Raw genomic sequence first — 21722 nt, 5'->3', positions numbered from 1 at the left:
CGATCCGGCCTTGCTCAGGCCTTGCCGAGGATGCGGTTGAGGTTGGTGCCGCACTCGGGGCACTTGCCCTTGGCCATCTTGGTGCCCTTGGCGTTGACCACAACCTCGCCCTTGGCGTCGCGCTTTTCCTTGCACTTGACGCAGTAGAAAGAGCCTTCCCAGATCTCCGCCGTCATTTTTTTCCTCCTTGTTTTGGGTGGTTGCTGCGGTCAGCAACCCCGTTCACTCTAGGCGCCGCCCGGAGCGCTCACAATGAGACACACCGTCCGGACGTGGTGGAGCCCGGCAGCTCGATCCGCCTTCCCCTGCGTAACGAGCTACCGGGACTCTCCCGGCAAGTTAAGCGTCACCGGATCCGCCACGTCAAGGTTGGGCGAGACACTCAGGCCCCTGAGCCTCCGAGGAGCTTGCGCAGCTCAGCGTCAAGGGCGTCCTCAACTGGCTCCGCGGGCGAGACTCCGGCGGCGAACGAGAGGGGATCCGCCAGGTGCGCCCGACTGGGAAGCAGGTCCGGGTGGCCCCAGACCTCGTCGCGGCCGTCAATCCCGCGGTGGTGCTCGACGGCGGCCCACAGATTCTTCGCGTCTCGCACGAGCCGGGGCCGCAGGTCGAGGCCGAGCAGCTCCGCGAAGACGCTGGTGACCGGAGTGGCGGAGGCGCGGCGGCGGTGGATGACCTCCTCCAACTGAGGGGAGTTGGGCATCCATGGGGCCGTGGCCCGACCGACCACGTGGTCCACCCACCCTTCCACCAGGGCAAGCAGGACCTCGAGGCGCTGCAGGATCTCCACCTGGGTGGGGGTGCTCGCAGGCTGGAAGAACGAGCCCCGCACCGTCTCGCCGACCGCCACCACCTGCTCGATGGACAGGTTCTGCAGGTTCTCGGGCTGAAACTGGCTCGCGATGGCGTCGAAGTCGATGGTGATCTCGCGGGCGAAGTGGCCGAGCAGTGCGCTGAGCTGGGGAGAGAGCCAGGCGACGTGATGGAAGAGCCGCTGCCTGGCCGCCTCGCGCAGAAGGAGGAACAGGGTCACATCGCGGTCGCCGGCGGCCAGATCCTCGGTGAAGTGCGCCACGTTGGCGGGAATCATCACCACGTCAGCCGAGCCCAGCAGGTTGAATCCGATCTCGGTCCCGGTGAGGATGTCACCGGCCACCTTGGACAGTTCACGCTTGAGCCGGTCCCGGTAGATCAGCGACGCCGACTGCTTCATCATCGGCGCAAGGAACTTGCCCATCGGTTCCAGCTCACCGCCCGAGTCGTCGACGGTGCCGCGCTTGAGTGCCTCCGCCAGGCCGTCGATGATCGGTTCGATCACCGCTCGCCAGCCGTCCCCCGTCTCGTCGAGCCATGCTCCGCGGGTGATGGCACGCGCAGGCCGACCGGTCTCGGGGAAGGCTGTCTGCGGGGTGAGCCACGCCTGGGCGAGCCGCTCGGCATCGACGATGGCGGCCTTCTCCTCCGGCTTGAGCAGCGGATCAGCGCCGGCGGCCGACGCGAGTTGCTTGGCCGCGGTCAACGTGGTGCGCCACGCGGCGTCCGGGTCCAGATCGGCGTTGGTCATCCCGAACATTCCGGATCCCGACTGCTGCATCCGCTGGACGTGGGCGAGCAACTCCTCAAGGTTCAGCTGGTCTGCGTCGGCGAATCCCATCGACTCCAGCATTTTGCGTAGTTGCTCGAAGTCGAACGCTCCGAACGGGTCAGGGTTTGACATCAGGAGACCTCCTTGATGCCCATTCTTCCCCATCGTGCAAGCGCCGCGCGACGGCTTGCCGCCGGTTGCTAGGGTGAAGCGGAAGACGATGAAGGGAGTCTCGGTGTCGCGCAACGCAATGGCGATCGTTTCCTCCCTGCTTTTCGTGATGCTGGCGGCGGCTCTGGTCGTGATTCCGGTCCCCTATGTGGCGTGGCGCCCGGGGCAGACCGTCGACGTCCTGGAGACCACCGAGGAGGGTGGCGCCGTCATCGAGATCTCCGGCCTTCCCACGTTCGACACCGCCGGTCAACTGCTCATGACCACCGTGTCCACCACCCGGGTGGACTCCACTCTCAGCCTTCCCGAGGTTGTCTTCGTTTTCACAGCCAACGATTCGGACGCGATGCCCAGGGAGGTCATCTACCCGCCTGGCAAGTCGTCGTCGCAGGTGCAGGACGAGGCGGTGGCGATGATGGACAAGTCGCGCATCAACGCCACCGTCGCGGCACTGCGGGCGGCCGGCGTAGCCGTGACCGAACTGCCCCGGGTGGAAAGCGTGGTGCTCTCGGGCCCCAGTGTCGACCGCCTTCAGCCCGGGGATCTGATCACCGCCGTTGACGACATCGAGATGAAGACCCGTGAGAATGTGATCGCCCAGGTGGCCACTCACGCCGTCGGCGACGTGATCGTCTTCACGCTGCTCCGCGACGGGCAGGAACTCACAGAGAGCGTCACCTCCAGCGCCAGCAACACCGACGCCCGCCGTCCAGTGGTGGGGATCTCCCTGGACACGGGCTTCCAGTACGCGCCCCAGGTGGACTTCGGCGTGGACCAGGGCGTCACCGGCCCCAGTGCGGGGCTGGTGTTCGCGTTGGGCCTCTATGACCGGATCACCGAAGGACACCTGATCGCCGACGGGGTGGTGGCCGGCACCGGAGAGATCGATCCCGATGGGCGGGTCTCGAGGATCGGGGCCGTGCGGGAAAAGATCAAGGGGGCGGAGCGCGACGGAGCCACCATCTTCCTCGTGCCCGAGGACAACTGCTCGGACGTCGGCAACCTGGCCACAGACGTCATGCTGGTCAGGGTAGGCACCCTGAAGGACTCCATTGCGGCGCTCCAGCTCATCAACGAAGGAAAGACTGCGGAGGTGCCCACCTGTGGCTGACTCGTCGAAGCTCATCGCCGCCCTCATGGACGTGGAGCGACACGTCTCATCCTCAGGGTGGGACCAGCCGGCCCGCCTGTTCGCCCTGGTCACCACCCGCACGCTGCTCGATGTCGAGCCGCAGCTGCGCGGCCGGGTGCCGGAGAGCAGCCCAGACGCGCTCACCGCCATCGAGCAGGACGAGTTCCACGCCACGGAGAACGTCGTCGAGCGCCTGGCCGGCATCTTCTGGCCGGACACGGTCGAGGGCTGCGCGCTGGCGATGGAACGCGCCTTCCTTCCCCCCGAGCACGAGGCCGAGCTGCCTCAGGAGCCTGAGGCTGCTGCCGAGTTCGTGGCCGCCCATCCGGAGAAGACCGATGTACGCATCGTCGTCGGGGTCCTCCGCGATGGCACCCGCCACGGTCTGGCCCGGCTGGTGAGCAACCCCGATGATCTGCTGGGAGCCGAGGACCTCGTCCCCGGCCTGGCAGACGCCCTCGTCAATACCTTCAGGAGTGAGTTGTGAGCGCCACCACCGCCAACCCCGAGGCCCCGGCCGGGCGCGGGCCCATCCTGTGGACCGTCATGATCGTGGGCGGCCTACTGCTGGTGGCCGTCATCGCCTCCCGGGCCGTCACCGACTATCTGTGGTTCCGCAGCATCAACTTCCAGACGGTTTTCACCACCCAACTTGCGGCGCGGGCCGGTTTGTTCGCCGTGTTCGGGCTGCTGATGTTCTCGGTGGTCTTCTTCAACATGGTGATCGCCTACCGGCTGCGCCCCAAGGTGCGGCGGGCGAACCTGGACTCGGAGTTCCTCATCCAGTTGAGGGACGCGTTGGACCGCAGGTCGAAGGTCCTCATGGCCGTGCCCTCCGTGGTGCTCGGGCTCCTCGGTGGGATGGCGGCCGCCGGCGTGATCGAGCTGTTCCTCGCCTGGTGGAACGCGACCCCGTTCGGATGGGCCGATCCCTACTTCGATCTGGACGCCAGCTTCTACGTCTTCACGCTGCCCTGGCTGGGGTTCGTGGTCGGGTTCCTCCTGTTCACCATGATCGTCGGGATGGTCGCGGCGGCCGCCGTGCACTTCATGACCGGGGCGCTCACCTCGTCGGCCCTGAGGGGCCGGGGCAACACCGCCGCCGGGCTGGGCGCCCAGCGGCACCTGTCCATCCTCCTGGGCATCGTCATGCTGCTCATCGCCGCCAGCACACTGCTGGACCGCTACGCGCTGAGCATCACCGCCAACAGGATCTTCACCGGGCTCTCCTACACCGACGTGACCACGCGCGTGCCTGTGGCCGCCATCATCGCCGCCATCTGCGTGATCACGGCGATCCTGGCGTTCATCAACGCCTGGAAGGTCAGGTGGAGTGTTCCTGGCGCCTCAATCGCGCTGCTGGTGGTGTCCACTCTTCTGCTCTCCATGCTGTACCCGTGGATCGTGCAGAGCTTCGAGGTGATCCCGGACGAGCAGGAGAAGGAGCGCCCCTACATCGCCAACAACCTCGCGGCCACCAGGTACGCCTACGGCATCGAGGACGTGGAGATCGAGGACTACGAGGCCACCACCACGGCCGGCGCGGGGCAGCTGCGGCAGGACGCCGAGGCGCTGCCCGCCATCCGCCTCATCGACCCCGCGGTGGTGCCGGCAGCGTTCGAGCAGCTCCAGCAGGTGCGCGGCTACTACACCTTCCCCGACACCCTGGATATCGACCGCTACGTCATCGACGGCAAGGCAACGGACTCGGTGGTGGCCGTCCGGGAACTGGACCTCGACTCCGTCGAGTCCGGCGACACGTGGAACAACCGTCGCACCGTCTACACCCACGGCTACGGCATGGTGGCGGCGTACGGCAACCAGCGCGAGGCCAACGGCGAGCCGGTGTTCTTCTCCGGCGGGATCCCCACCGTGGGGACGCTGCCGGAGCACGAGCCCCGCATCTACTTCGGCGAGAAGACCGACTACTACGTCGTGGTCGGAGCGCCGGAGGGCATGGACCCCGTTGAGCTGGACACCCCGTCGGGCGGTGAGGGCCGCACGGAATCGCTCTACACCTACACCGGCGACGGAGGCGTGGGCATCGGCAACATCGCGGTGCGCGCTGCTTACGCGCTGCGGTTCGGCGACATCAACCTCATGCTCTCGGACCGGGTCAACGAGGAGTCGAAGATCCTCTACGACCGCCTGCCGGTGCAGCGCGTCCAGGAGGCGGCGCCGTGGCTGACGGTGGATTCGGATCCCTTCCCCAGCGTGGTCGACGGGCGGGTGGTCTGGATCATCGACGCCTACACCACCACGGACAACTTCCCCAACTCGATGCGCAGCGACTGGACCCAGTCCATCTCGGACTCGCGCACCTCGGCCGACAGGCTGCTGATGGGTCAGCAGGTCAACTACGTGCGCAACTCGATCAAGGCCACCGTGGACGCCTACGACGGCACCGTCACGTTGTACGAGTGGGACGAGACAGATCCCATCCTGAAGACCTGGGAGAAGGTCTACCCGGGTGTGGTCACGCCGAAGTCGGAGATCTCGCAGGAGCTCCTTGAACACCTCCGCTATCCTCAGGACCTGTTCAAGGCGCAGCGCGAGATCCTGGGGCGCTACCACACCATCAGCCCAGACACGTGGTACCGGCAGACCGACATCTGGCAGGTGCCCAACGACCCGGTCCGTGCCGGGCAGCAGGGTCTCAAGGAGCCGCCGTACTTCCTCACGATCCGTTGGCCCGGCGACGAATCACCCCACTTCGCCAACACCACCGTGTTCGTGCCGAAGGACCGCGAGAACCTCAGCGTTTACATGTCGGTCAACGCGGACGCCACGACCGAGGATTACGGCCGGATGAGGGTGCTGAAGCTCTCGGACGCCGAACAGATCGCCGGCCCCGGACAGACGTACAACTTCATCGCCACCAACCCGTTGGTCGCGGACAAGCTGTTGCCCTTCAACCGTCAGGGAGCCTCGGCCGCCGCCATTTACGGCAATCTGCTGACCCTGCCACTGGGCGGCGGGCTGCTGTACGTGCAGCCCATCTTCACCCAGACCACCGGAACCACCGGCGCCTACCCGGCGCTGCGATTCATCGTGGTGCGCTTCGGTGAGCAGATCGGCATCGGCGAGACGTTGCAGTCGGCGCTTGATCAGGTCTTCCAGGGAGATGCCGGTGCGGACACCGGCGAACAGCCCACGGAGGAGCAACCCACCGTCGATCCGTCACAACCGACGGTTCCCGCGGACGTCCAACAGCGCGCCCGGAATATGCTGGATGAGGCTCAGTCCCTGTTCGAGGCGGCGGAGCAGGCGCTCCGCGACGGCGACCTCGCCGACTATCAGGCCCAGGTCAAGGCCGCGGAGGCGAAGATCGCGGAGGCCGCGGAGGCGCTCGGCTGAGCCGGCGCCTCAGCGGCGCAGGTCCACAACCTCCGCGACCAACCCGACGGCGGCAAGGGCCGGAAGCAACGCGGAGGCGTCTCCCATCACCGCGACAGTCACGTTCCGCGGCGACACCAGCGCCCTGAAGGCGGCCGTCGCGTCGGCGGGAGTGACCGCCGCCAGGTCTGAGAAGTGGCGGTTCATGTAGCCGGGGTCCAGACCCGCCGCGGCCAGGGCGGAGGCCTGCGCGACGATGTCGGCGGAGGTTTCGGTGGCAAGGGGTGCCACGCCGATCAGGTACCTGCGCGCGTCGTCGATCTCGTCGTCGCCGAACGCCTCTGGCAGCGCAACGCCCTCCAGCAGCCGGGCGACGGCGTCGGCCGCGACCTCGGTGCGGACGCTGCCGCCGACGGTGAAGAGTCCCTCGTCCGGGCCGGGGGAGAAGCCGCCACCGATGCCGTAGCTGTAGCCGAGGCGCTCCCGGAGTTCGAGATTGAGCCTGCTTGCGAAGGCCCCCGCGACCGCGTGGCCGGCCAGCCGCAGGGAGGCCCATCGCGGGTCGGAACGGGTGACGGTCCGGCGGCCCAACACCACCGTCGCCTGAACTGCCCCCGGCTGGTCCACCACGACGATCCGGGGCTCCCGCGCCGGGGCTGCCGCCAGCAGGGTGGGCTCAGGTGGCGGCGCCGTCCAGGGTCCAAGCGCGGCCTCGGCCTGCGTCACCGTGAGGTTCCCCGCGACCACAAGGGTCGCCCCGTGGGGCGAGAAGTGCGCGCGGTGCCATCCGTGTGCATCTGCTGGTGTCACGGCGGCGAGGGTGGCCGGGGTGCCGGCGGCGGGGCGTCCACCGCGATCCCCGGTCCCGAACAGCTCGCGGCGAAGCGCCATCCTCACCGCGGAGGAGGGGGAGGCGAGCGTGGACTCGTAGCCGGCCACCTGCGCCTCGACGTGGTGGGCCACGTCGCGATCGTCGAAGGTGGGCTCGCTGAGCACCTCCGTGAAGAGGGGCAGCACCTGGGGGAGCCGACGGGATGGTGCCTGCCCGCCGAGGGTGGTGTAGCGCTGGCGGGCGGTGCCGTGCAGGGTGGCGCCCTGGTCCTCGAGTAGCTCGCCGATGGCGCCGTCCGGATGGGTGCGGGTGCCCTCGTCGATGGCGTGCAGCGCCACGGTGCCCACGCCCTCACGATCGGCGGGTTCCGCGGCCAGCGGTGCTGGAATCATCACCTCGAAGGTGGCGATGTTCTGCCCGGGGAGCTCGAAGTGCCACATCGTGAGCCCCGAGCCGAGCGTGCTGACGGTGGGGGTGGGGAAGTGCCAGGGAGTGCCGAGGGTGACGTCGGGGCGGTTCATCGGGTTTCCTCGGCTGCGTAGTGGAGCTGGTGGGCCGACGATGGTGCTAGCCAACGTCCGGCGGCGGTGGCGATGTGGTCCGGGGTGAGCGACAGCACGTCCGCGAGGTGGGTGTTGATCTGGTGCGGCGATCCGTGCATCAGCCAGGCCTCGTTGATGGCGTCGGCCCGGCCGCTGGTGGTGGCCAGTTCCCAGAGCCAGTCGCTCTCGTACTGGGCGACGGCGCGGGCCAACTCTGCATCGGTGGGGCCATCGGCGGCGAGACGGCCCACCCCCTCGAGGATGGCCGCCGACATTGCCTCGAGCGAGATTCCGTCGGCGGGGCGGCCCAGGATGGCGGCGATCGACGCCGCCGAGCGGTGGGTGAGCGAGGCGCTGTGCACCTCGTTGGCCACGTCGGCGTGTTTGACCAGGGCGCGGTGCAGCCGGGAGGAGTGGCCGTCGGCGAGGATCGACAGGGCCAGGTCGATGGCGGGCTGATCCGCGTGTGAGGCGGGGGGAGTGGGCCAGGAGAGGTAGGCAAGGGAGTGGGGGACCTGCCGGCTCACCGCGACAGTCGAGGCCTGCGCGACGGGGCGCTCCGTCATGGGCAGGCGCTCCGGCTTGGGGAGGGCGGGAAGGTCTGCGAAGTAGCGCCCGGCGAGATCGAGCGCCTCGTCCGGGCCGACCGGGCCGCACACCACCAGGCGCAGGTTGCACGCCCGGTACCAGGCGTCGAAGAACCCGGACACGTCCTCCAGTGATGCGGCGTCCAGGTCCGCCATCGACCCGATCGTGAGATGTCCGTAGGGGTGGGACTCCGGGAAGTGCTGCGCCGTGAGCAGCTGCAGGAGGTCACCGTAGGGCTGATTGTCGTAGCGCTGGCGCTTCTCCTCCTTGACCACTTGGCGCTGGGCCTCGAAGTTCTCAGGCGTGATGGCCAGGGACGAGAACCGGTCCGCTTCCATCCAGAGCGCGAGCTCCAGCGCGCCGCGGGGGACCGTCTCGAAGTAGTTGGTGCGGTCCGTGGAGGTCGTGGCGTTCACGGTGCCGCCGAGGGACTCGACGGTGGCCATGTGCTCGCCGCTGGCCAGGCCCGCTGAGCCCTGGAACATGAGGTGTTCGAAGAGGTGCGCGAACCCGGTCCGGCCGGGCGCCTCGTCGGCCGATCCCACCTCCACCCACAGGTTCACCGCGACACCAGGCGCGTCCGGATCAGGCGCCACCACCACTTGGAGGCCGTTGTCGAGGCGCGCTTGGGTGAGCTCGTACTGGAGGGCCTCGGTCATGCGCGCAAGGGTAGCCGACGCCGTCGAGGGGTCAGTGCAGCCCGGAATCGGCTGGTCCCGTGGTCCATTCGTGGAATCGGACGACAAGCCCGGAACGCGTGGGGGCGCAGGTGAACGGCCCTGCGGCGGCGCGTGCGTCGCGGGGGAACGGGGCGAGGCGGACGAGGCTGAGGGGGTCGCCGTCGAGGCCGGCGCGGATGGTGAGCGCGTCGCCGGAGCGCGAGACGCGCACCCGGACCCGGCGTCCGTGCCAGGCGTCGACGGGGGCGGACGACCAGTCGGAGAGCGGGTTGGTCACCACCGCACCCAGCTGCGGATGGCCGTCGGCGAACTCGACGCCCGCCTTGACCCAGCAGTCGGCCGCGGACACGACGAACAGGCCGGCCTGATCGAACTGCTCGGAGTATCCGGCGGTGAACACCACCTCCATGGCGCTGTCCGTCGGGAAGGGGGCGACGAGAGCGTGCTCCGTGTCGTGGGTGAAGCCGTAGGACGTGACACGCCACGCATCCGAGCCCTCCTCGGCGGTGACCACGAGATCGGGTCCGTCCTCGTGGACGTCGACGGGTTGGGTGGTCCAGGTGCCGGAGGTCCACGGCAGTGGCAAGGTGTCCATGGCGATGACGCTATCGGTGGGCTGGCCGACCGGAGTAGGTTTTGTTGTATGAAGTATCGCTATCTGGGCAATTCTGGACTCAAGATCACCGAACTCACCTACGGGAACTGGCTGACCCACGGCTCGCAGGTGGAGGCCGACACCGCGACAGCCTGCGTGCGCGCGGCGCTGGACCACGGCATCACGTCGTTCGACACGGCTGACGTCTACGCCAACACCGCCGCCGAGGTGGTGCTGGGGGAGGCTCTCAAGGGTGAGCGTCGGGAATCCTTGGAAATCTTCACCAAGGTCTACTGGCCGGTCGGGCCCAAGGGCGCCAACGACGTCGGGCTCTCACGCAAGCACATCATGGAGGGCATCAACGGCTCGCTGCAACGGCTGCAGACGGACTACGTGGACCTGTACCAGGCCCATCGCTACGACGTCGAGACGCCGCTGGAGGAGACGATGGTGGCCTTCGCCGACGTCGTCCGGCAGGGCAAGGCCCTCTACATCGGCGTGTCGGAGTGGCCGGCTGACAAGATCCGCGAGGCTGCGCGCTACGCCAAGGAGCTCAGGATCCCGTTCGTGTCCAACCAGCCGCAGTACTCCATGCTGTGGCGGGTGATCGAGGACCAGGTGGTGCCCGCATCCGAGGAGGTGGGCGTCTCGCAGATCGTGTGGTCGCCCGTCGCGCAGGGCGTGCTCACCGGCAAGTACCTGCCGGGGCAGCCGGCGCCGGAGGGGTCGCGGGCCACCGACACCAAGGGCGGCCAGGGCATGATCAGCCGCTGGATGCGCGACGACGTGCTGACCAAGGTGCAGAACCTGAGCCCGATCGCCGACGAGCTGGGCCTCACCATGGCGCAACTGGCTGTGGCGTGGGTGCTGCAGAACGACAATGTCGCGGCGGCCATCATCGGGGCCTCGCGCCCGGAGCAGATCGCCGAGAACGTCAAGGCCAGCGGGGTGGAGATCCCCGAGGAGCTGATGGCGCGCATCGACGAGGCGCTTGAGGGCATCGTCGAGCGCGATCCCGTGAAGACCACCGTGCCGGAGGGGCGCCCCTGATCCCCCCCGCGTCGCTCGTCGATTTGGATTGTCCGCGGACAATCCCTATAGTTATCAGAGCGACGCGGGGTGGAGCAGCTCGGTAGCTCGCTGGGCTCATAACCCAGAGGTCACAGGTTCAAATCCTGTCCCCGCTACCACACGAAGAACTCCCGTCCAGCCTCGGCTGGGCGGGAGTTCTTCCTTGTCCGGGCCACGTCGGTGGCCGCAGCGCGTCGCAGGAGCAGGCTCACGTGCAAGTGTCAGCGGCGGATGGGAGGGTGGTGGCATGACGCAGCCGCCCGCATGGTTGGACGAGCCACCACCAGACCCGGAGACCCTCCCGCCGGACGACCTCGACGAGGCGTGGGCGCGTGAGCCCGTGGCGCCCGCCCGACGGCGGCCTGACACGGTTCGCAGGGAGCCCGCCCGGGCGGTGCAACGATCGGCGGCCGGTCTTCGTGACGAGGCTCTGCAGATCCTGAAGGCCCTCACCGGGAGCGCGGAGGCCGATTTCCACCCCGGGCAGTACGAGGCGATCGAAGCCCTGGTGGCGGATCACCGTCGGGCCTTAGTGGTCCAGCGCACGGGATGGGGAAAGTCGGCGGTCTACTTCATCTCCGCCCTGCTGCAACGCAGGGCCGGGTCGGGGCCGGCGCTGATCGTGTCGCCCCTCCTGGCGCTGATGCGTGACCAGGTGGCAGCAGCTGAACGGGCAGGCGTCCGAGCCTCGGCGATCAACTCGGCCAACGTGACCGAGTGGCGCGACATCGAGGAGTTGCTGGCCGCAGACTCGATCGACGTTCTCTTCGTCTCACCTGAGCGCCTCGTCAACCCGATTTTCCGGGCGGAACAGCTGCCCCGGCTCGTCGCGACCTGTGGCCTTCTGGTGATCGACGAGGCACACTGCATCAGCGACTGGGGTCACGACTTCAGGCCGGACTACCGGCGCATCCGTGACCTCATCGCGGACCTGCCCGATGGCGTCCCCGTCCTGGCCACCACCGCGACAGCCAACGCCCGGGTTGTCGACGATGTGGCCGAACAGATGGCTGCCGGTGGGCGTGAGGTGTTCACCCTCCGCGGCGCGCTGGGCCGCGACTCGCTGCGGCTCGGCGTCCTTGATCTCGGCACGCCCTGGCGCCGCCTGGCCTGGCTCAGCGAACATCTCGCGGCGCTCCCGGGGAGCGGCATCGTGTACTGCCTCACCGTCGCCGCCGCCGAGGACACGGCCGCGCTGCTCGCCAAGGCAGGCCATCGCGTCCTCGCCTACACCGGCCGTACGGATCCGGCCGAGCGTCTGGTCGCCGAGGAGGCGTTGAAACGCAATGAGGTAAAGGCGCTCATCGCCACCTCAGCCCTCGGGATGGGCTTCGACAAGCCTGATCTGGGCTTCGTCGTCCACCTCGGTGCGCCGAGCTCGCCCGTTGCGTACTACCAGCAGGTCGGCCGGGCCGGTCGCGCCACCGAGAGCGCTGACGTGCTGCTGCTGCCGGGCGCCGAGGATCAGGCGATCTGGCACTACTTCGCGACGAACGCGATGCCCACCCAGCGCAAGGCCGACGCGGCCTTGGCAGCCCTCGCCGAGGCTGACCGCCCCCTGTCGGTGGCTGCGCTGGAGGCCCGGGTCGACATCAAGCGGGGTCCGCTGGAACTGCTCCTCAAGGTGCTGGCGGTCGACGGTGCGGTGGAGTCCGTGAAGGGCGGCTGGGTCTCGACGGGGGCCCCGTGGACCTACGATGCCGACCGCTACGGGCGCATCGCCGCGGCCCGCCAGCAGGAGCAACGCGCCATGCTCGCCTACGAGCAGCTCGACGAATGCCGGATGGCGTTCCTGACCGCGGAGCTGGATGACCCGCACGCCGCGGCCTGCGGTCGCTGCGACTCCTGTGCCGGTCCGTGGTACCCGACGGGGGTGACGCTGGCCGCCGGCCAGGGCGCCCAGACGGCACTGGACCGGGTCGGAGTCCCGCTGGCGCCGCGCGTGCTGTGGCCCACCGGGCTCGACAGGCTGAGCGTCCGCATCGACGGTCGTCCGGTCAAGGGCAAGATCCCGCCCGAGGAGCAGCTCGCGGCGGGGCGGGCGGTCGCGCGTCTCTCGGATCTGGGATGGGGCGGGCCGCTGCGTGAGCTGTTCGCGGCCGACCGCGACGGCAACCCTATGGACGCCGAGGTGCCGCCCGAGCTGGGCAGGGCGTGTCTTCGCGTCCTCAAGGAGTGGGGATGGGACGCGCGTCCGGTTGCGGTGGCGTGGGTGCCGAGCCTCGGGCGTCCTCGTCTGGTTGAGTCGGTCGCCACGGGCATCGCGGCAGCCGGACGTCTGGAGGTCCTCGGCCCGCTCGGGCTCAGCCCAGGCGCTGAACGGCTTCGGGGCTCCACCAACAGTGCCTACCGCGTCCGCGATCTCTGGGACCGCTTCGTCGTGCCTCCGGCCATGACAGAGCGGCTCGCGAGTCTCGACGGCCCGATCCTCCTGGTGGACGACCTCGTCGATTCGCGCTGGACCATGACGGTGGCCGGGCGGCTCCTTCGTCGGGCGGGGGCCACTGCGGTGCTCCCGCTGGCGCTCGGGTCGGTGGGCTGACGGAAGGGCTGATCCCACGCTGAGCCCGCCCAGTGGTTCCGGGGCGGCCCGGCAGAGACGGATCGACGGCCCCATCGGGGCCGCGCCGGCGAACTTGCCAAGGCCGGACCGGAGCCGTGGCGATGGTCGTACGCTGGAAGGATCCCGACTTCAGGAGGATCCATGGACCTACTCAACCGCTCGGACATCCAGTCGCTCGTCGCGTCCGAGGCCGACGGAATCCACGTGTCGCTGATGCTGCCCACCCACCGCTTCGGCAGTGGAATCCAAGCTGATCAGGTGCAGTGGAAGAACCTCGTGCACGGTGCTGAGGCCGTCTTGCTCGAGGAGATGCGTCGGCCAGACGTCGAGGCCCTCCTGGCCCCAGCGCGCGAACTGCTCAACAACAACCTGGCCTGGCAGTACATGAGCGACGGCCTGGCGATGTTCCTCACCCCGGCCGGTTCCCAGATGGTCCGTATCCCGGCGTCCCTGCCCACCCTCGCCGCCGTCGGTGAGCACTTCGTGACCGGCCCCCTGATGCGGCTGCTCTCCGGCGACGCGCACTTCCTGCTGCTGGCCATCAGCCAGGGCTCCGTGCGTCTGATGGATGGCAGCCGGCACACTGTGCGCCAGATCGAACTCGACGACGTTCCCACGAGCCTGAGAGACGTGGTGGAGCCCAGCGGACGCTCAGACTCCATGGCCCGGTCGTTGACCGCTGGGCGCGGGGGCAGGGCCGTCTTCTACGGCCACGGCGTGGGCGCGGACGAGGCGAAGAAGGACGATGTGATGCGGTTCTTCCGCGAGGTGGAGGCAGGCCTCCGCGAGGTACTGGCCGGCCAGACGGCCCCGCTGGTGCTAGTTGGCCTGGAGCAGAACGTGTCCGCCTACCGGGAGCTCAACACCTACTCCGAGGTGCTTGACGAGGCAGTGCTCCGCAGCCCCGACGAGCTGTCGGCCGACGAGCTGCATCAGGTGGCGTGGCCGCTGGTCGAGGGCCGGCTTCGAGCCGATCGGACCCGGCTCATTTCGCGTTTCCACGACCTGAAGGGCACCGGCGGCCAGGTGTCCAGTGATGTGGACGCGGTGAGCGACGCTGCGGAGCAGGGCCGCGTCGAGACGCTGTTCATCCGCTCGGATCCGTGGTGCTGGGAGCGGGTCGAGGACGGCGGCGACCCTCCCGTCGTCCGTCTCGGGACCGACGACCGCTTCGCCGTGTGCGAGGAGGTGGAGTCCGCGGCCAGGCACACGCTCGCGTACGGGGGCATGGTCCACGCCACGTCGCAGGAGGTGGTGGCGGACAGCGAGTTGGCCGCGATCCTGCGCTACTGAGCCCGGCGGGTCACTCCTTGCGCCCGTCGGCCATGAGGGCCGCCCTGGCGAGCCGGGAACCTGAGGGTCCCGTCGCCAGGCCCGAAATGCGCTGACGGAGCGTGGGGGAGTCACCCAGGTTCTGCAGCACCGGTGAGAGCTCCTGGTAGAGGTGGTGGCCCAGGATTGGTCCATGGTCGCCGAGCTGCCAGCCCAGCCGGGTCAGCATCGAGGCCACCTCATCGGCGGGGACGGCGCCCCTCTCATCGGTGGCCGCGTAGGCCAACATGAGGAGGGCCGCGTCGCGTTCGAAGCCCTCGGCCGACGGGATGACCAGTCCCGCCAGGCCCGCCCACAGTGCGGCCGGGTCCTTCTGAAGCTTCTTCCCCAGCCTCGTGGACTTCAGCCTGCCGTTGTACACCCTCAGCAGCCCCAGGCGCTGCAGCGTGAGACGGAAGCGCAACAGGGGGAGGGCCGATCCCTCCCGGTTCACCGCACCGATCCATCCACTCATGCCGGGAAGCATGGCCGCGGCCTCCGAGACGCGCGCCGGCTTCAGGTAGCCGGCGCTCGTCATCTCCAACCCGTTGCCCGCCGCGGCGTCGAGGAACCACTGGATCGGGGCCAACGCCTCGACCGGGACCGGGTCGTCGTCCATCTCCGGCAAATCGATGAGGCGTTCGAGCAATTGAAGCGCCGCCTCGTCGTGCGACAAGCTCATCAGCATGATCACCAATCGGTGCGGCAGCGAGGTCATCGTGGCCCTGAATCCGGGATCGAGCAGCCAGGCGTTGAGTTCGGCGGCGTCGAAGAGTTCGGGGTCGTAGAGGAACTCGGCCAGCGATTCAGCGTCGCGCAGCCCGCCGCAGTCCTCGGGCGGGGCTGCTCGCGCACCGTCGACCACCAGCGCGGGGGCATCGCCCGGCAGCATCGGCAGAACCTGCTCCAGGCGGAGGGTGATGTCCCAGTGGTCGCCGTAGTCGTAGACGTAGTTCAGGACGTCGCCGGGATGCTGGAGGACCTCGTCCAACCTGACGTCGGCGGCGGCCGCGGATTCGCCGTCGGCCGGATCCTCTTCCTCGACGTCGAACTCGCACAGGAAGATCTGGGCCGAGCGATCGAAAGGATCGCCGCCGAGCGAGAACCGATACAGGTGGGCGCCACTCCACACAAACGCCATCTGCAGCGTGTGATGGACCATCTCAAGAGGCAGATCTGAGCGGAGCGCGAGGGTTCGCCAGATCGGCGGGTTCGAATCGCGAAGCTCGGCGCGGACGTGATAGATCATTGGCCCCGCGAGCCGCGGCCGCCGGAGTTCCGGGCGCACAGGCGTGGCGAGATCGCTGGTCAGGACCGTGGCGAGCCGTCGTAGGTCGGCCAGCTCGGTTCCCGAGACCGCCTGCTCGAATCGACGGCGAAACTCGGCTTCTGCTGGGTCGGTTCCGGTCATGGCTCAACGCTAGCGGCTCGTGGAAGCTCCTCCGATCCGGAATGGGCAGCCACCAGCGCCCTGAAGCCCACGTGGGGCCTCTTCTCGGCCGACGCTCAGCGAGAGACCGTCGTCTCGCCCGACGAACCGAGGTGGTGCTACCTCACGTGCGTAGGCTACTGATGTGAGAGCAGGAAGGGACGCTTCAGCGATGATGGCGCCTGCACGATCTCACGCGTGGGCCGTGGCGGCAATCGGCTCAGCTCTGCTGGGCGCGGCAATCGTCGCGGCATGCCTCTTGGCCGTAAGGCTGGAGCTGACAGGGCTCGGGCGCCCGCGGGACACTGCGCCGCGGCTCGGATATCTCCTCCTTCTGGGCATGGGAATCGCCAGCAGTCTTGGGATCCCCGCGTGGCTGGCCTGGAGAGGCCTGGGGAAATGGTGGCCGATCGTCCCAGTGGTCATGATCCTGGCCACCACCGCCACCTGGCGGGTTCTGGGCGTGTGAAGTACGCGACGGGTGGTCCCCGTCGCCGTGCTGGTGGTTGCTCGTGGCCGAGCGAGTCGTCCCGCCGTTAGGCGAGCATGCGGGTGCCGCTGGGGGTGACTTCGTAGCGGTAGCCCAGGGGACTGGACCAGTAGAGCTGACCTGGTCTGGGTTGGTCGGCGCGCCAGGTGCGGGCGGTGCCGGTGAGGTGGCCGAGGGCGTCGGTGTGGAGGTGGACGGCGAGCTCCAGCTTTTCTAGTGGCCGGTCCTTTCCCGGTCCCTGACCGGTCCTTTCCCGGTCCCTGAGGAGGGCCGCCCGCGGAGCGGCGTGGCCCGTCTCGAAGGGTCGTGACTACCACCTTCACGGGATCTGGTGGTCGGGTGCGGGGGGCCGGGGGGCGGGGCCCGGGGGGGGGGGGGGTGCGGCCGCCCGGGCACCGTCGCCCGTCTCCCCGCACTCGTCGTGCCTGTGGCGTGGTCTTGTCCGGGTGCGGGCCGGAAGGGCGGCGTTGGGGTTGGGTCTGCTTGAGCGGGATGCCAGCGGGGTGATCGTCGGGTTGGGCACCGCGGCGCGGTGCCGCCCTGCCGTCCCTCACCCTTGCGTTTGGCCGCGGGTTCTCGATCCTTGGAGACGTCCTGCGGTTGCTTCGCGACGCGGGCGAGGGCCGTCCCCTCTCCAGTTGCCTCAGGTGACGGCGTCGGCCCCCTCGGCGGGTAGCTCGCGGCACAGGTCGGCCGCCTTACAGGCCCTGGCCGCCTCGATCCGGCCCTCCTGCACCGCCCCATACAGCCGCGGGTGGCGATGCTTCAAGCTCAAAGCATCAGCCAGCTTCGAGGCAGCCACGATCGGTGGGCAGCGCAGCAACCCGGCAAGTTCCAAGCCGATGAACTCGGAGACCGCCGGGGTCCCGATACCCCCGACCACCACCCTGCGCTCAGCCAGCACCTCCAGCACCTGGTCATAGTCAACCTCGTAGTGGTCCGCCAGATCACACAGCAGGGTCAGGGTCTGGGCTTCGGCGAAGCGGCGCAGTTCGTCGGCGGAGCGCAACTGCTCCGCGATCTCGTGTGCCTTGTCCTTCATGGGTTCCACGCTATGTCCGACCACTGACATTTTTGGCTCCCAGCAGGGGCGCCGGGCAGAAATTCTTTGAGAAGTTTTTCTGGTGGTTGCTGGGGGGGCGGCGACGGTGTCGAGGCCTCGATGCGTCGGGTGAGTTGGCTTGCCAGCTCGCGTTTCTTAGGCTTCGAGGCCGCTGCGCGGCACCTCAGCCAACGGTGAATGCCCTCGCCGCCGATCGGCGGCTCCTCAGCCAGCGGGAAGGGCTCCAGCCCGCTTCGCGGCACCTCAGCCGTCGGGGAGGGCTCGAGCCCGCTTCGCGGTACCTCAGCCGTCGGGGAGGGCTCGAGGCCGCTGCGCGGCTCCTCAGCCAACGGGAAGGGTTCCAGTTCCTTCGCGGCACCTCAGCCAACGGTTGATCGCCACCTTCTCGGCCAGCAGTGCGTGACGGTCACTGCGAGTGTGGGGTGGCAGGACCAGGTGCCTGACGGCATCGTCGGTGGGTGTCAGAACGGTAACGATTCGGTCGTTGTCGTTGACACCCGAGCGGCGGGGGTTGGAGCATGGCGGCACCTTGAACGATCAACGGAGGCCCAATGAAGAAGCCGACGCTCGCCAGTCTGGCCGCGGAGCTGAGGGTCTCACGCCAGACCATCTCGAACGTCATCAACTTCCCTGACCGAGTCAGGGCCGAGACCAGGGCCCGGGTCCAGGCCGCGATCGACAACTCCGGCTATCGGCCCTCCGCCGCGGCGCGAGCGCTTCGCAACCAGCGCGCCATGGCCGTGGGCATCCGGCTCAGCCCGCCTCGCAACGGCATCTCCGGCGCCTTCATGGACGACTTCCTGCGCGAGCTCGTCACGGTCGCGGACGAGCGCGGCTACCGCGTCGTCGTGTTTCCGGCCGATTCGCGGGACGAGGAGGTGGAGCGGCTTGTGGAGTTGCGCGCCACCCTCGCGATCGACGGGGGGATCCTCACCGACACCTGGACCGGCGACGATCGCCCCGCCTGCCTGGCCGAAGCGGGTGTGGCCTTCGTGGCGTTCGGGCGGCCGTGGGGCGCAGAGGACCACGGCCAGTGGGTGGACGTCGATGGTCGCGCCGGGGCTTGTGAGGCCGTGCGCTTCCTGCAGGCCCGCGGGCACGAGCAGATCGGGTTCATCGGCTGGTCCGACGGTTCACCCGTGGGGGCCGATCGCCGCGCGGGCTGGCAGGCTGCCATGGCGCTGGGTGACGACGACGCCCGTCGGCTCACCGTCGAGGGCGAGGATTCGGTGGACGCGGGCGGCGCGGGCATGGCCGAGCTGCTGACCCGCGGCGCGACGGCCGCCGTCTGCGCCTCAGACGCGCTGGCGCTGGGGGCCTTCCTCGCGAACCAGGGCGTGACTCGGACGCATGTGGTGGGCTTCGACGACAGCCCGGTGGCGCGGGCCATCGGAATCCCCAGCCTCAGGCAGCCCGTGGACGAACTGGCCCGGCTGGTCTTCGAGAAGGCCTTGGTGCAGATGACAGGAGTCGACGAGGAGGCGGGCGGCGTGTTGGTCAAGCCGGTCCTGGAGGCCCGCGGGAACTGAGCCGAGGGTTGCGTCAGTCCATGTCAGGGACGGCGTCCCTGGCGTCGGTGTAGTCCTCCCCACACAACTCCAAGAGGTCCACCAGCATCGAGCGGACCTGGGCCAGCACCACGGTGGAGGAGAGCTTCGGCAGGATCGGCACGTGGGCCGACCGCTCGGCCAGCGCGCGCAGCGCGTCCAGCTTGGCTGTGGGGAGCCTGCGGGCGAACAGCTCTGCCGCGCACTCGTCGATCACCTGCGCGAACTCGGCCAAGAGCTCCAGGTATTCCTCCGGCACGGTCTCACCCCGGTGCGCGGCCACCGCACACCGGCGCGCCAGCACCCGCAGGTTGCGGATGAACCGGTCCAGCGGGACGACGAGGTCCGCCACCTGCAGCGCGGCGTCACGATGCCGCCGGAGGAAGGGTGAGGTGCGGACCACGGCCATGCCCTCCGACGAGGCGGCAAGCAGCGCGGACAGCTCACCCTCCGTGGCGCGTGCCCGGGTCAGGAGCTGCTCCGCCGCGTCGACGTCGTGCCTCTGCAGGGCGCCCACCATCGCGCGCACCGTGATGGCCGCCTCGTGGAGAACCTTGGCCGCGATCATTCTCGGACGATCGATCGGTGACGTGGGCGCCACCGTGGCGAACAGGAGCGCCACGGCGCATCCCACCAGAGCGTCCTGCCACCGGGAGATGCCGGCGTCGACGCCGGGGAGCACCGTGAGGACCGCCGCCGCCTGGACCGCCGACTGCGTCACCATCAGGGTGCGCGCCCCCAGCCAGGTGGTGATGGACATCGCTACGGCCACCACCAGGATGATCTGCCAGACGCCGGTGCCGAAGTAGTGCACGAACACGTCGCCCACGAACACCCCGATGGTGACCCCAACGGCCACCTCGACCACGCGGCCCAGACGCTGGCCGAAGGAGAAACCCAGACAGATGATGGCGGCCACCGTGGCGAGGAACGGTTCCTCATGGCCCAGAAGACGCCGGGCGATCCACCACGATGCTCCGGCCGCCAGCGAGATCTGCAGGATCATGAACAGCCGCGACCGCCACCGTCCCACGCGCCGCTGCTGAGAGCGCCACCCCCGCCTGGCGGTGCGCTCCGACACGTCGAAGGCCCTGATCGAGGCCCGTTGCAGCGCGCGCCCCGTGTCGTGCCACGAGAACCCGTGCCCCTGCTCCTCCGCCATGGCGCCTATCCTGCCGTCTCGGCCATGTTTGCGCCCGTGGAGAGCGTCGCGGGTGTGAGAGGTGCCCGGTGGGTAGACTGAACCAGCCGTTGACCGTTGCCGGAAGGGAACCCAAGAAATGCGCCGAGCCCGCACCCTGGGGATCGTCATGGTCCTTATGCTGTCGACGGCACTGGGGGCCTGCACCCGCCCGCCCGTCGAGGAAGAGGAGGAGGCGCGCACCCTCACCATCGGGGCCACCGGTGAGCCCGCCGGTCTGGACATGATCACCGTCTCAGGCGCGGGCACGCCCTTCGTGCTCCTCTACAACGTCTACGAGACCCTGGTGAAGCTCGACGGTGAGGGAACGATCCGGCCGCTGCTCGCCTCAGAGTGGCTCACCTCCGAGGACAACACGGTCTACACCTTCACCATCGACTCGGGCGCCCGCTTCGCCTCCGGCACGGACGTCACCGCAGAGGCGGTCGTCGAGAGCTTCGAACGAAACCGGGGCGCCGCGGCCACCGACCAGATCAAGGGCAAGTGGGCCGCCGTGGACACCATCGAAGCCCTCGACGAGGACACCGTCGAGGTCACGCTCAACCAGCCGTCGAACCAGTGGCTCTACGAGATGACCGGCCCGGCCGGGATCGTCACGGACCCCACCGGCGCCGCCAACCTGGACACCACCCCCGCCGGCTCCGGCCCGTTCCAGTTCGTGGCGTGGGAGGAGGGCTCCTCTGTGGAGCTCAAGGCCAACCCCAGCTACTGGGCCACACCCAGCAGGTTCGGATCGGTCATCTTCCGCTACTACGCGGACCCCAACGCCATGAACACCGCGATGCTCGCCGGGCAGCTGGACATCATCTCCAACCTGACGGTGCCCCAGGCCATCGGCCAGTTCGACGACGAGGAGCGCTTCACCGTCCACGAGGGCACCACCGACGGCGAGGTGGTGCTCGGGTTCAACCACCGCACCCCCGCGCTGCAGGACCTCAAGGTGCGTCAGGCCATCAACCACGCCATCGACCGTGAGGCCCTCATCGACGCCGCATGGGGCGGCAAGGGCACCCTGATCGGCTCCATGGTGCCGCCCACGGACCCCTGGTTCGAGGACCTGTCCGACACCTACCCCTTCGACCAGGCCAAGGCGCGCGAGCTCCTCGCAGAGGCGGGCTACGCCACCGGCCTCACCCTGCGGCTGCGGGTGCCGAACCTTCCCTACGGGCCCCCGGCCGGCCGCTACATCGCGGCCAAGCTGCAGGAGGTGGGGATCACCGTCGAGCTCGACGAGCTGGAGTTCCCCGCCCGCTGGCTGGATCTGGTCTACACCGCGCACGACTACGACATGACCATCGTGGCCCATGTCGAACCCCGCGACATCGGCGCCTTCGCCAACCCCGAGTACTACTGGGGCTACGACAACCCCGAGTTCCAGGAACTGGTCACCGAGGCGGACGCCGGCACACCCGAGGAGCAGGTGGCCAAGCTCAGGCAGGCCGCCCGGATTCTGGCCGACGACGCGGCGGCCAGCTGGCTGTTCCTGCTGCCCAACCTCATCATCACCACTCCCGAGATCTCCGGCATCCAGGCCAACCAGATCAGCCTCGCCTTCGATCTCACCACGATTGCTGCCAGGAGCTGAC

The 21722-nt window shown here is 68.9% G+C and carries 16 protein-coding genes and 1 tRNA gene; 9 read left to right on the top strand and 8 right to left on the bottom strand.

The genetic code is table 11. The annotated features are described in order from the left end of the window. Positions 1–14 precede the first annotated feature (14 nt). Together H5399_RS15400 and H5399_RS15395 are read right to left on the bottom strand one after the other, a co-directional pair. Entirely contained in the window at positions 15–176 is a 162-nt protein-coding gene (locus tag H5399_RS15400; protein WP_182784204.1) for a DUF5679 domain-containing protein, read from the bottom strand. A 206-nt stretch (positions 177–382) separates the two neighbouring features. Further along, positions 383–1717, bottom strand: coding sequence for a zinc-dependent metalloprotease (locus H5399_RS15395; RefSeq protein ID WP_182784202.1), 1335 nt, complete (start codon positions 1715–1717; stop codon positions 383–385). A gap of 103 nt (positions 1718–1820) precedes the next feature. Here H5399_RS15395 and H5399_RS15390 point away from each other — a divergent pair, with 103 nt between their 5' ends. From H5399_RS15390 to H5399_RS15380, 3 genes are read left to right on the top strand one after another with little or no spacing between them, the layout of a single operon-like run. Further along, positions 1821–2867, top strand: coding sequence for a S16 family serine protease (locus tag H5399_RS15390; RefSeq protein WP_182784200.1), 1047 nt, complete (start codon positions 1821–1823; stop codon positions 2865–2867). Beyond that, positions 2860–3375, top strand: a complete 516-nt coding sequence (locus H5399_RS15385) for a PPA1309 family protein (protein WP_370585802.1) — start codon at positions 2860–2862, stop codon at positions 3373–3375. The genes H5399_RS15390 and H5399_RS15385 overlap by 8 nt, the downstream gene beginning before the upstream one ends. Continuing rightward, complete coding sequence (locus H5399_RS15380) at positions 3372–6245, top strand: UPF0182 family protein (protein WP_370585801.1); 2874 nt, start codon at positions 3372–3374, stop codon at positions 6243–6245. Before H5399_RS15385 ends, H5399_RS15380 begins: the two co-directional genes overlap by 4 nt. 9 nt (positions 6246–6254) lie before the next feature. Here the strand turns inward: H5399_RS15380 and H5399_RS15375 are convergent, their stop codons facing one another. Genes H5399_RS15375 through H5399_RS15365 form a run of 3 tightly spaced genes read right to left on the bottom strand, consistent with a single transcriptional unit; the run spans position 6255 to position 9461 of the window. Then, positions 6255–7577 carry a pitrilysin family protein gene (locus tag H5399_RS15375; protein ID WP_182784198.1) on the bottom strand — a complete coding sequence of 441 codons (1323 nt, stop codon included), beginning with the start codon at positions 7575–7577 and terminating at the stop codon, positions 6255–6257. Next, complete coding sequence (locus tag H5399_RS15370) at positions 7574–8845, bottom strand: pitrilysin family protein (RefSeq protein WP_182784196.1); 1272 nt, start codon at positions 8843–8845, stop codon at positions 7574–7576. The genes H5399_RS15375 and H5399_RS15370 overlap by 4 nt, the downstream gene beginning before the upstream one ends. Before the next feature lie 31 nt (positions 8846–8876). After that, on the bottom strand, positions 8877–9461 hold the full coding sequence (locus tag H5399_RS15365; RefSeq protein WP_182784194.1) for a DUF1349 domain-containing protein: 585 nt from the start codon (positions 9459–9461) through the stop codon (positions 8877–8879). A 48-nt stretch (positions 9462–9509) separates the two neighbouring features. On the opposite strand from H5399_RS15365, the gene H5399_RS15360 reads away from it, so the two are divergent. From H5399_RS15360 to H5399_RS15345, 4 genes are all read left to right on the top strand, one after another. Beyond that, on the top strand, positions 9510–10511 hold the full coding sequence (locus H5399_RS15360; RefSeq protein ID WP_182784192.1) for an aldo/keto reductase family protein: 1002 nt from the start codon (positions 9510–9512) through the stop codon (positions 10509–10511). Positions 10512–10574: 63 nt separating this feature from the next. Then, positions 10575–10651: transfer RNA gene (locus tag H5399_RS15355), tRNA-Met, on the top strand. Positions 10652–10779: 128 nt separating this feature from the next. Continuing rightward, positions 10780–13074, top strand: a complete 2295-nt coding sequence (locus tag H5399_RS15350) for an ATP-dependent DNA helicase RecQ (protein WP_182784190.1) — start codon at positions 10780–10782, stop codon at positions 13072–13074. Between the two features lie 162 nt (positions 13075–13236). Beyond that, complete coding sequence (locus H5399_RS15345; protein ID WP_182784188.1) at positions 13237–14388, top strand: hypothetical protein; 1152 nt, start codon at positions 13237–13239, stop codon at positions 14386–14388. 10 nt (positions 14389–14398) lie between these two features. On the opposite strand, the gene H5399_RS15340 is transcribed toward H5399_RS15345, so the two are convergent. Next, positions 14399–15817: a plasmid pRiA4b ORF-3 family protein gene (locus H5399_RS15340; RefSeq protein ID WP_182784186.1), complete on the bottom strand. Its 1419-nt coding sequence runs from the start codon at positions 15815–15817 to the stop codon at positions 14399–14401. 1151 nt (positions 15818–16968) lie between these two features. Continuing rightward, positions 16969–17367, bottom strand: a complete 399-nt coding sequence (locus tag H5399_RS15335; protein WP_182784184.1) for a hypothetical protein — start codon at positions 17365–17367, stop codon at positions 16969–16971. 572 nt (positions 17368–17939) lie between these two features. Between H5399_RS15335 and H5399_RS15330 the strand changes: the two genes are divergently transcribed. Then, positions 17940–18917, top strand: a complete 978-nt coding sequence (locus tag H5399_RS15330; RefSeq protein WP_182784182.1) for a LacI family DNA-binding transcriptional regulator — start codon at positions 17940–17942, stop codon at positions 18915–18917. A 13-nt stretch (positions 18918–18930) separates the two neighbouring features. Here the strand turns inward: H5399_RS15330 and H5399_RS15325 are convergent, their stop codons facing one another. Further along, complete coding sequence (locus tag H5399_RS15325; protein WP_182784180.1) at positions 18931–20097, bottom strand: aromatic acid exporter family protein; 1167 nt, start codon at positions 20095–20097, stop codon at positions 18931–18933. 118 nt (positions 20098–20215) lie between these two features. Between H5399_RS15325 and H5399_RS15320 the strand changes: the two genes are divergently transcribed. Further along, the gene (locus H5399_RS15320; protein ID WP_220491055.1) at positions 20216–21721 is read left to right on the top strand and encodes an ABC transporter substrate-binding protein; all 1506 of its coding nucleotides are present in this window, start codon (positions 20216–20218) and stop codon (positions 21719–21721) included. The last annotated feature ends 1 nt before the right edge of the window (position 21722 follow it).

The sequence above is a fragment of the Tessaracoccus sp. MC1627 genome, assembly GCF_014164725.1.
In the GTDB taxonomy this organism is placed as follows: domain Bacteria; phylum Actinomycetota; class Actinomycetes; order Propionibacteriales; family Propionibacteriaceae; genus Arachnia.
The sequence above is the reverse complement of the archived record's forward strand: the minus strand, read 5'-3'. Positions and strand labels throughout refer to the sequence as shown.

Coding starts and splice junctions, on each gene's coding strand:
- H5399_RS15400 (WP_182784204.1), bottom strand. CDS start 176: ATGACGGCGGAGATCTGGGAAGGCTCTTTCTACTGCGTCAAGTGCAAG.
- H5399_RS15395 (WP_182784202.1), bottom strand. CDS start 1,717: ATGTCAAACCCTGACCCGTTCGGAGCGTTCGACTTCGAGCAACTACGC.
- H5399_RS15375 (WP_182784198.1), bottom strand. CDS start 7,577: ATGAACCGCCCCGACGTCACCCTCGGCACTCCCTGGCACTTCCCCACC.
- H5399_RS15370 (WP_182784196.1), bottom strand. CDS start 8,845: ATGACCGAGGCCCTCCAGTACGAGCTCACCCAAGCGCGCCTCGACAAC.
- H5399_RS15365 (WP_182784194.1), bottom strand. CDS start 9,461: ATGGACACCTTGCCACTGCCGTGGACCTCCGGCACCTGGACCACCCAA.
- H5399_RS15360 (WP_182784192.1), top strand. CDS start 9,510: ATGAAGTATCGCTATCTGGGCAATTCTGGACTCAAGATCACCGAACTC.
- H5399_RS15350 (WP_182784190.1), top strand. CDS start 10,780: ATGACGCAGCCGCCCGCATGGTTGGACGAGCCACCACCAGACCCGGAG.
- H5399_RS15345 (WP_182784188.1), top strand. CDS start 13,237: ATGGACCTACTCAACCGCTCGGACATCCAGTCGCTCGTCGCGTCCGAG.
- H5399_RS15340 (WP_182784186.1), bottom strand. CDS start 15,817: ATGACCGGAACCGACCCAGCAGAAGCCGAGTTTCGCCGTCGATTCGAG.
- H5399_RS15335 (WP_182784184.1), bottom strand. CDS start 17,367: ATGAAGGACAAGGCACACGAGATCGCGGAGCAGTTGCGCTCCGCCGAC.
- H5399_RS15330 (WP_182784182.1), top strand. CDS start 17,940: ATGAAGAAGCCGACGCTCGCCAGTCTGGCCGCGGAGCTGAGGGTCTCA.
- H5399_RS15325 (WP_182784180.1), bottom strand. CDS start 20,097: ATGGCGGAGGAGCAGGGGCACGGGTTCTCGTGGCACGACACGGGGCGC.
- H5399_RS15320 (WP_220491055.1), top strand. CDS start 20,216: ATGCGCCGAGCCCGCACCCTGGGGATCGTCATGGTCCTTATGCTGTCG.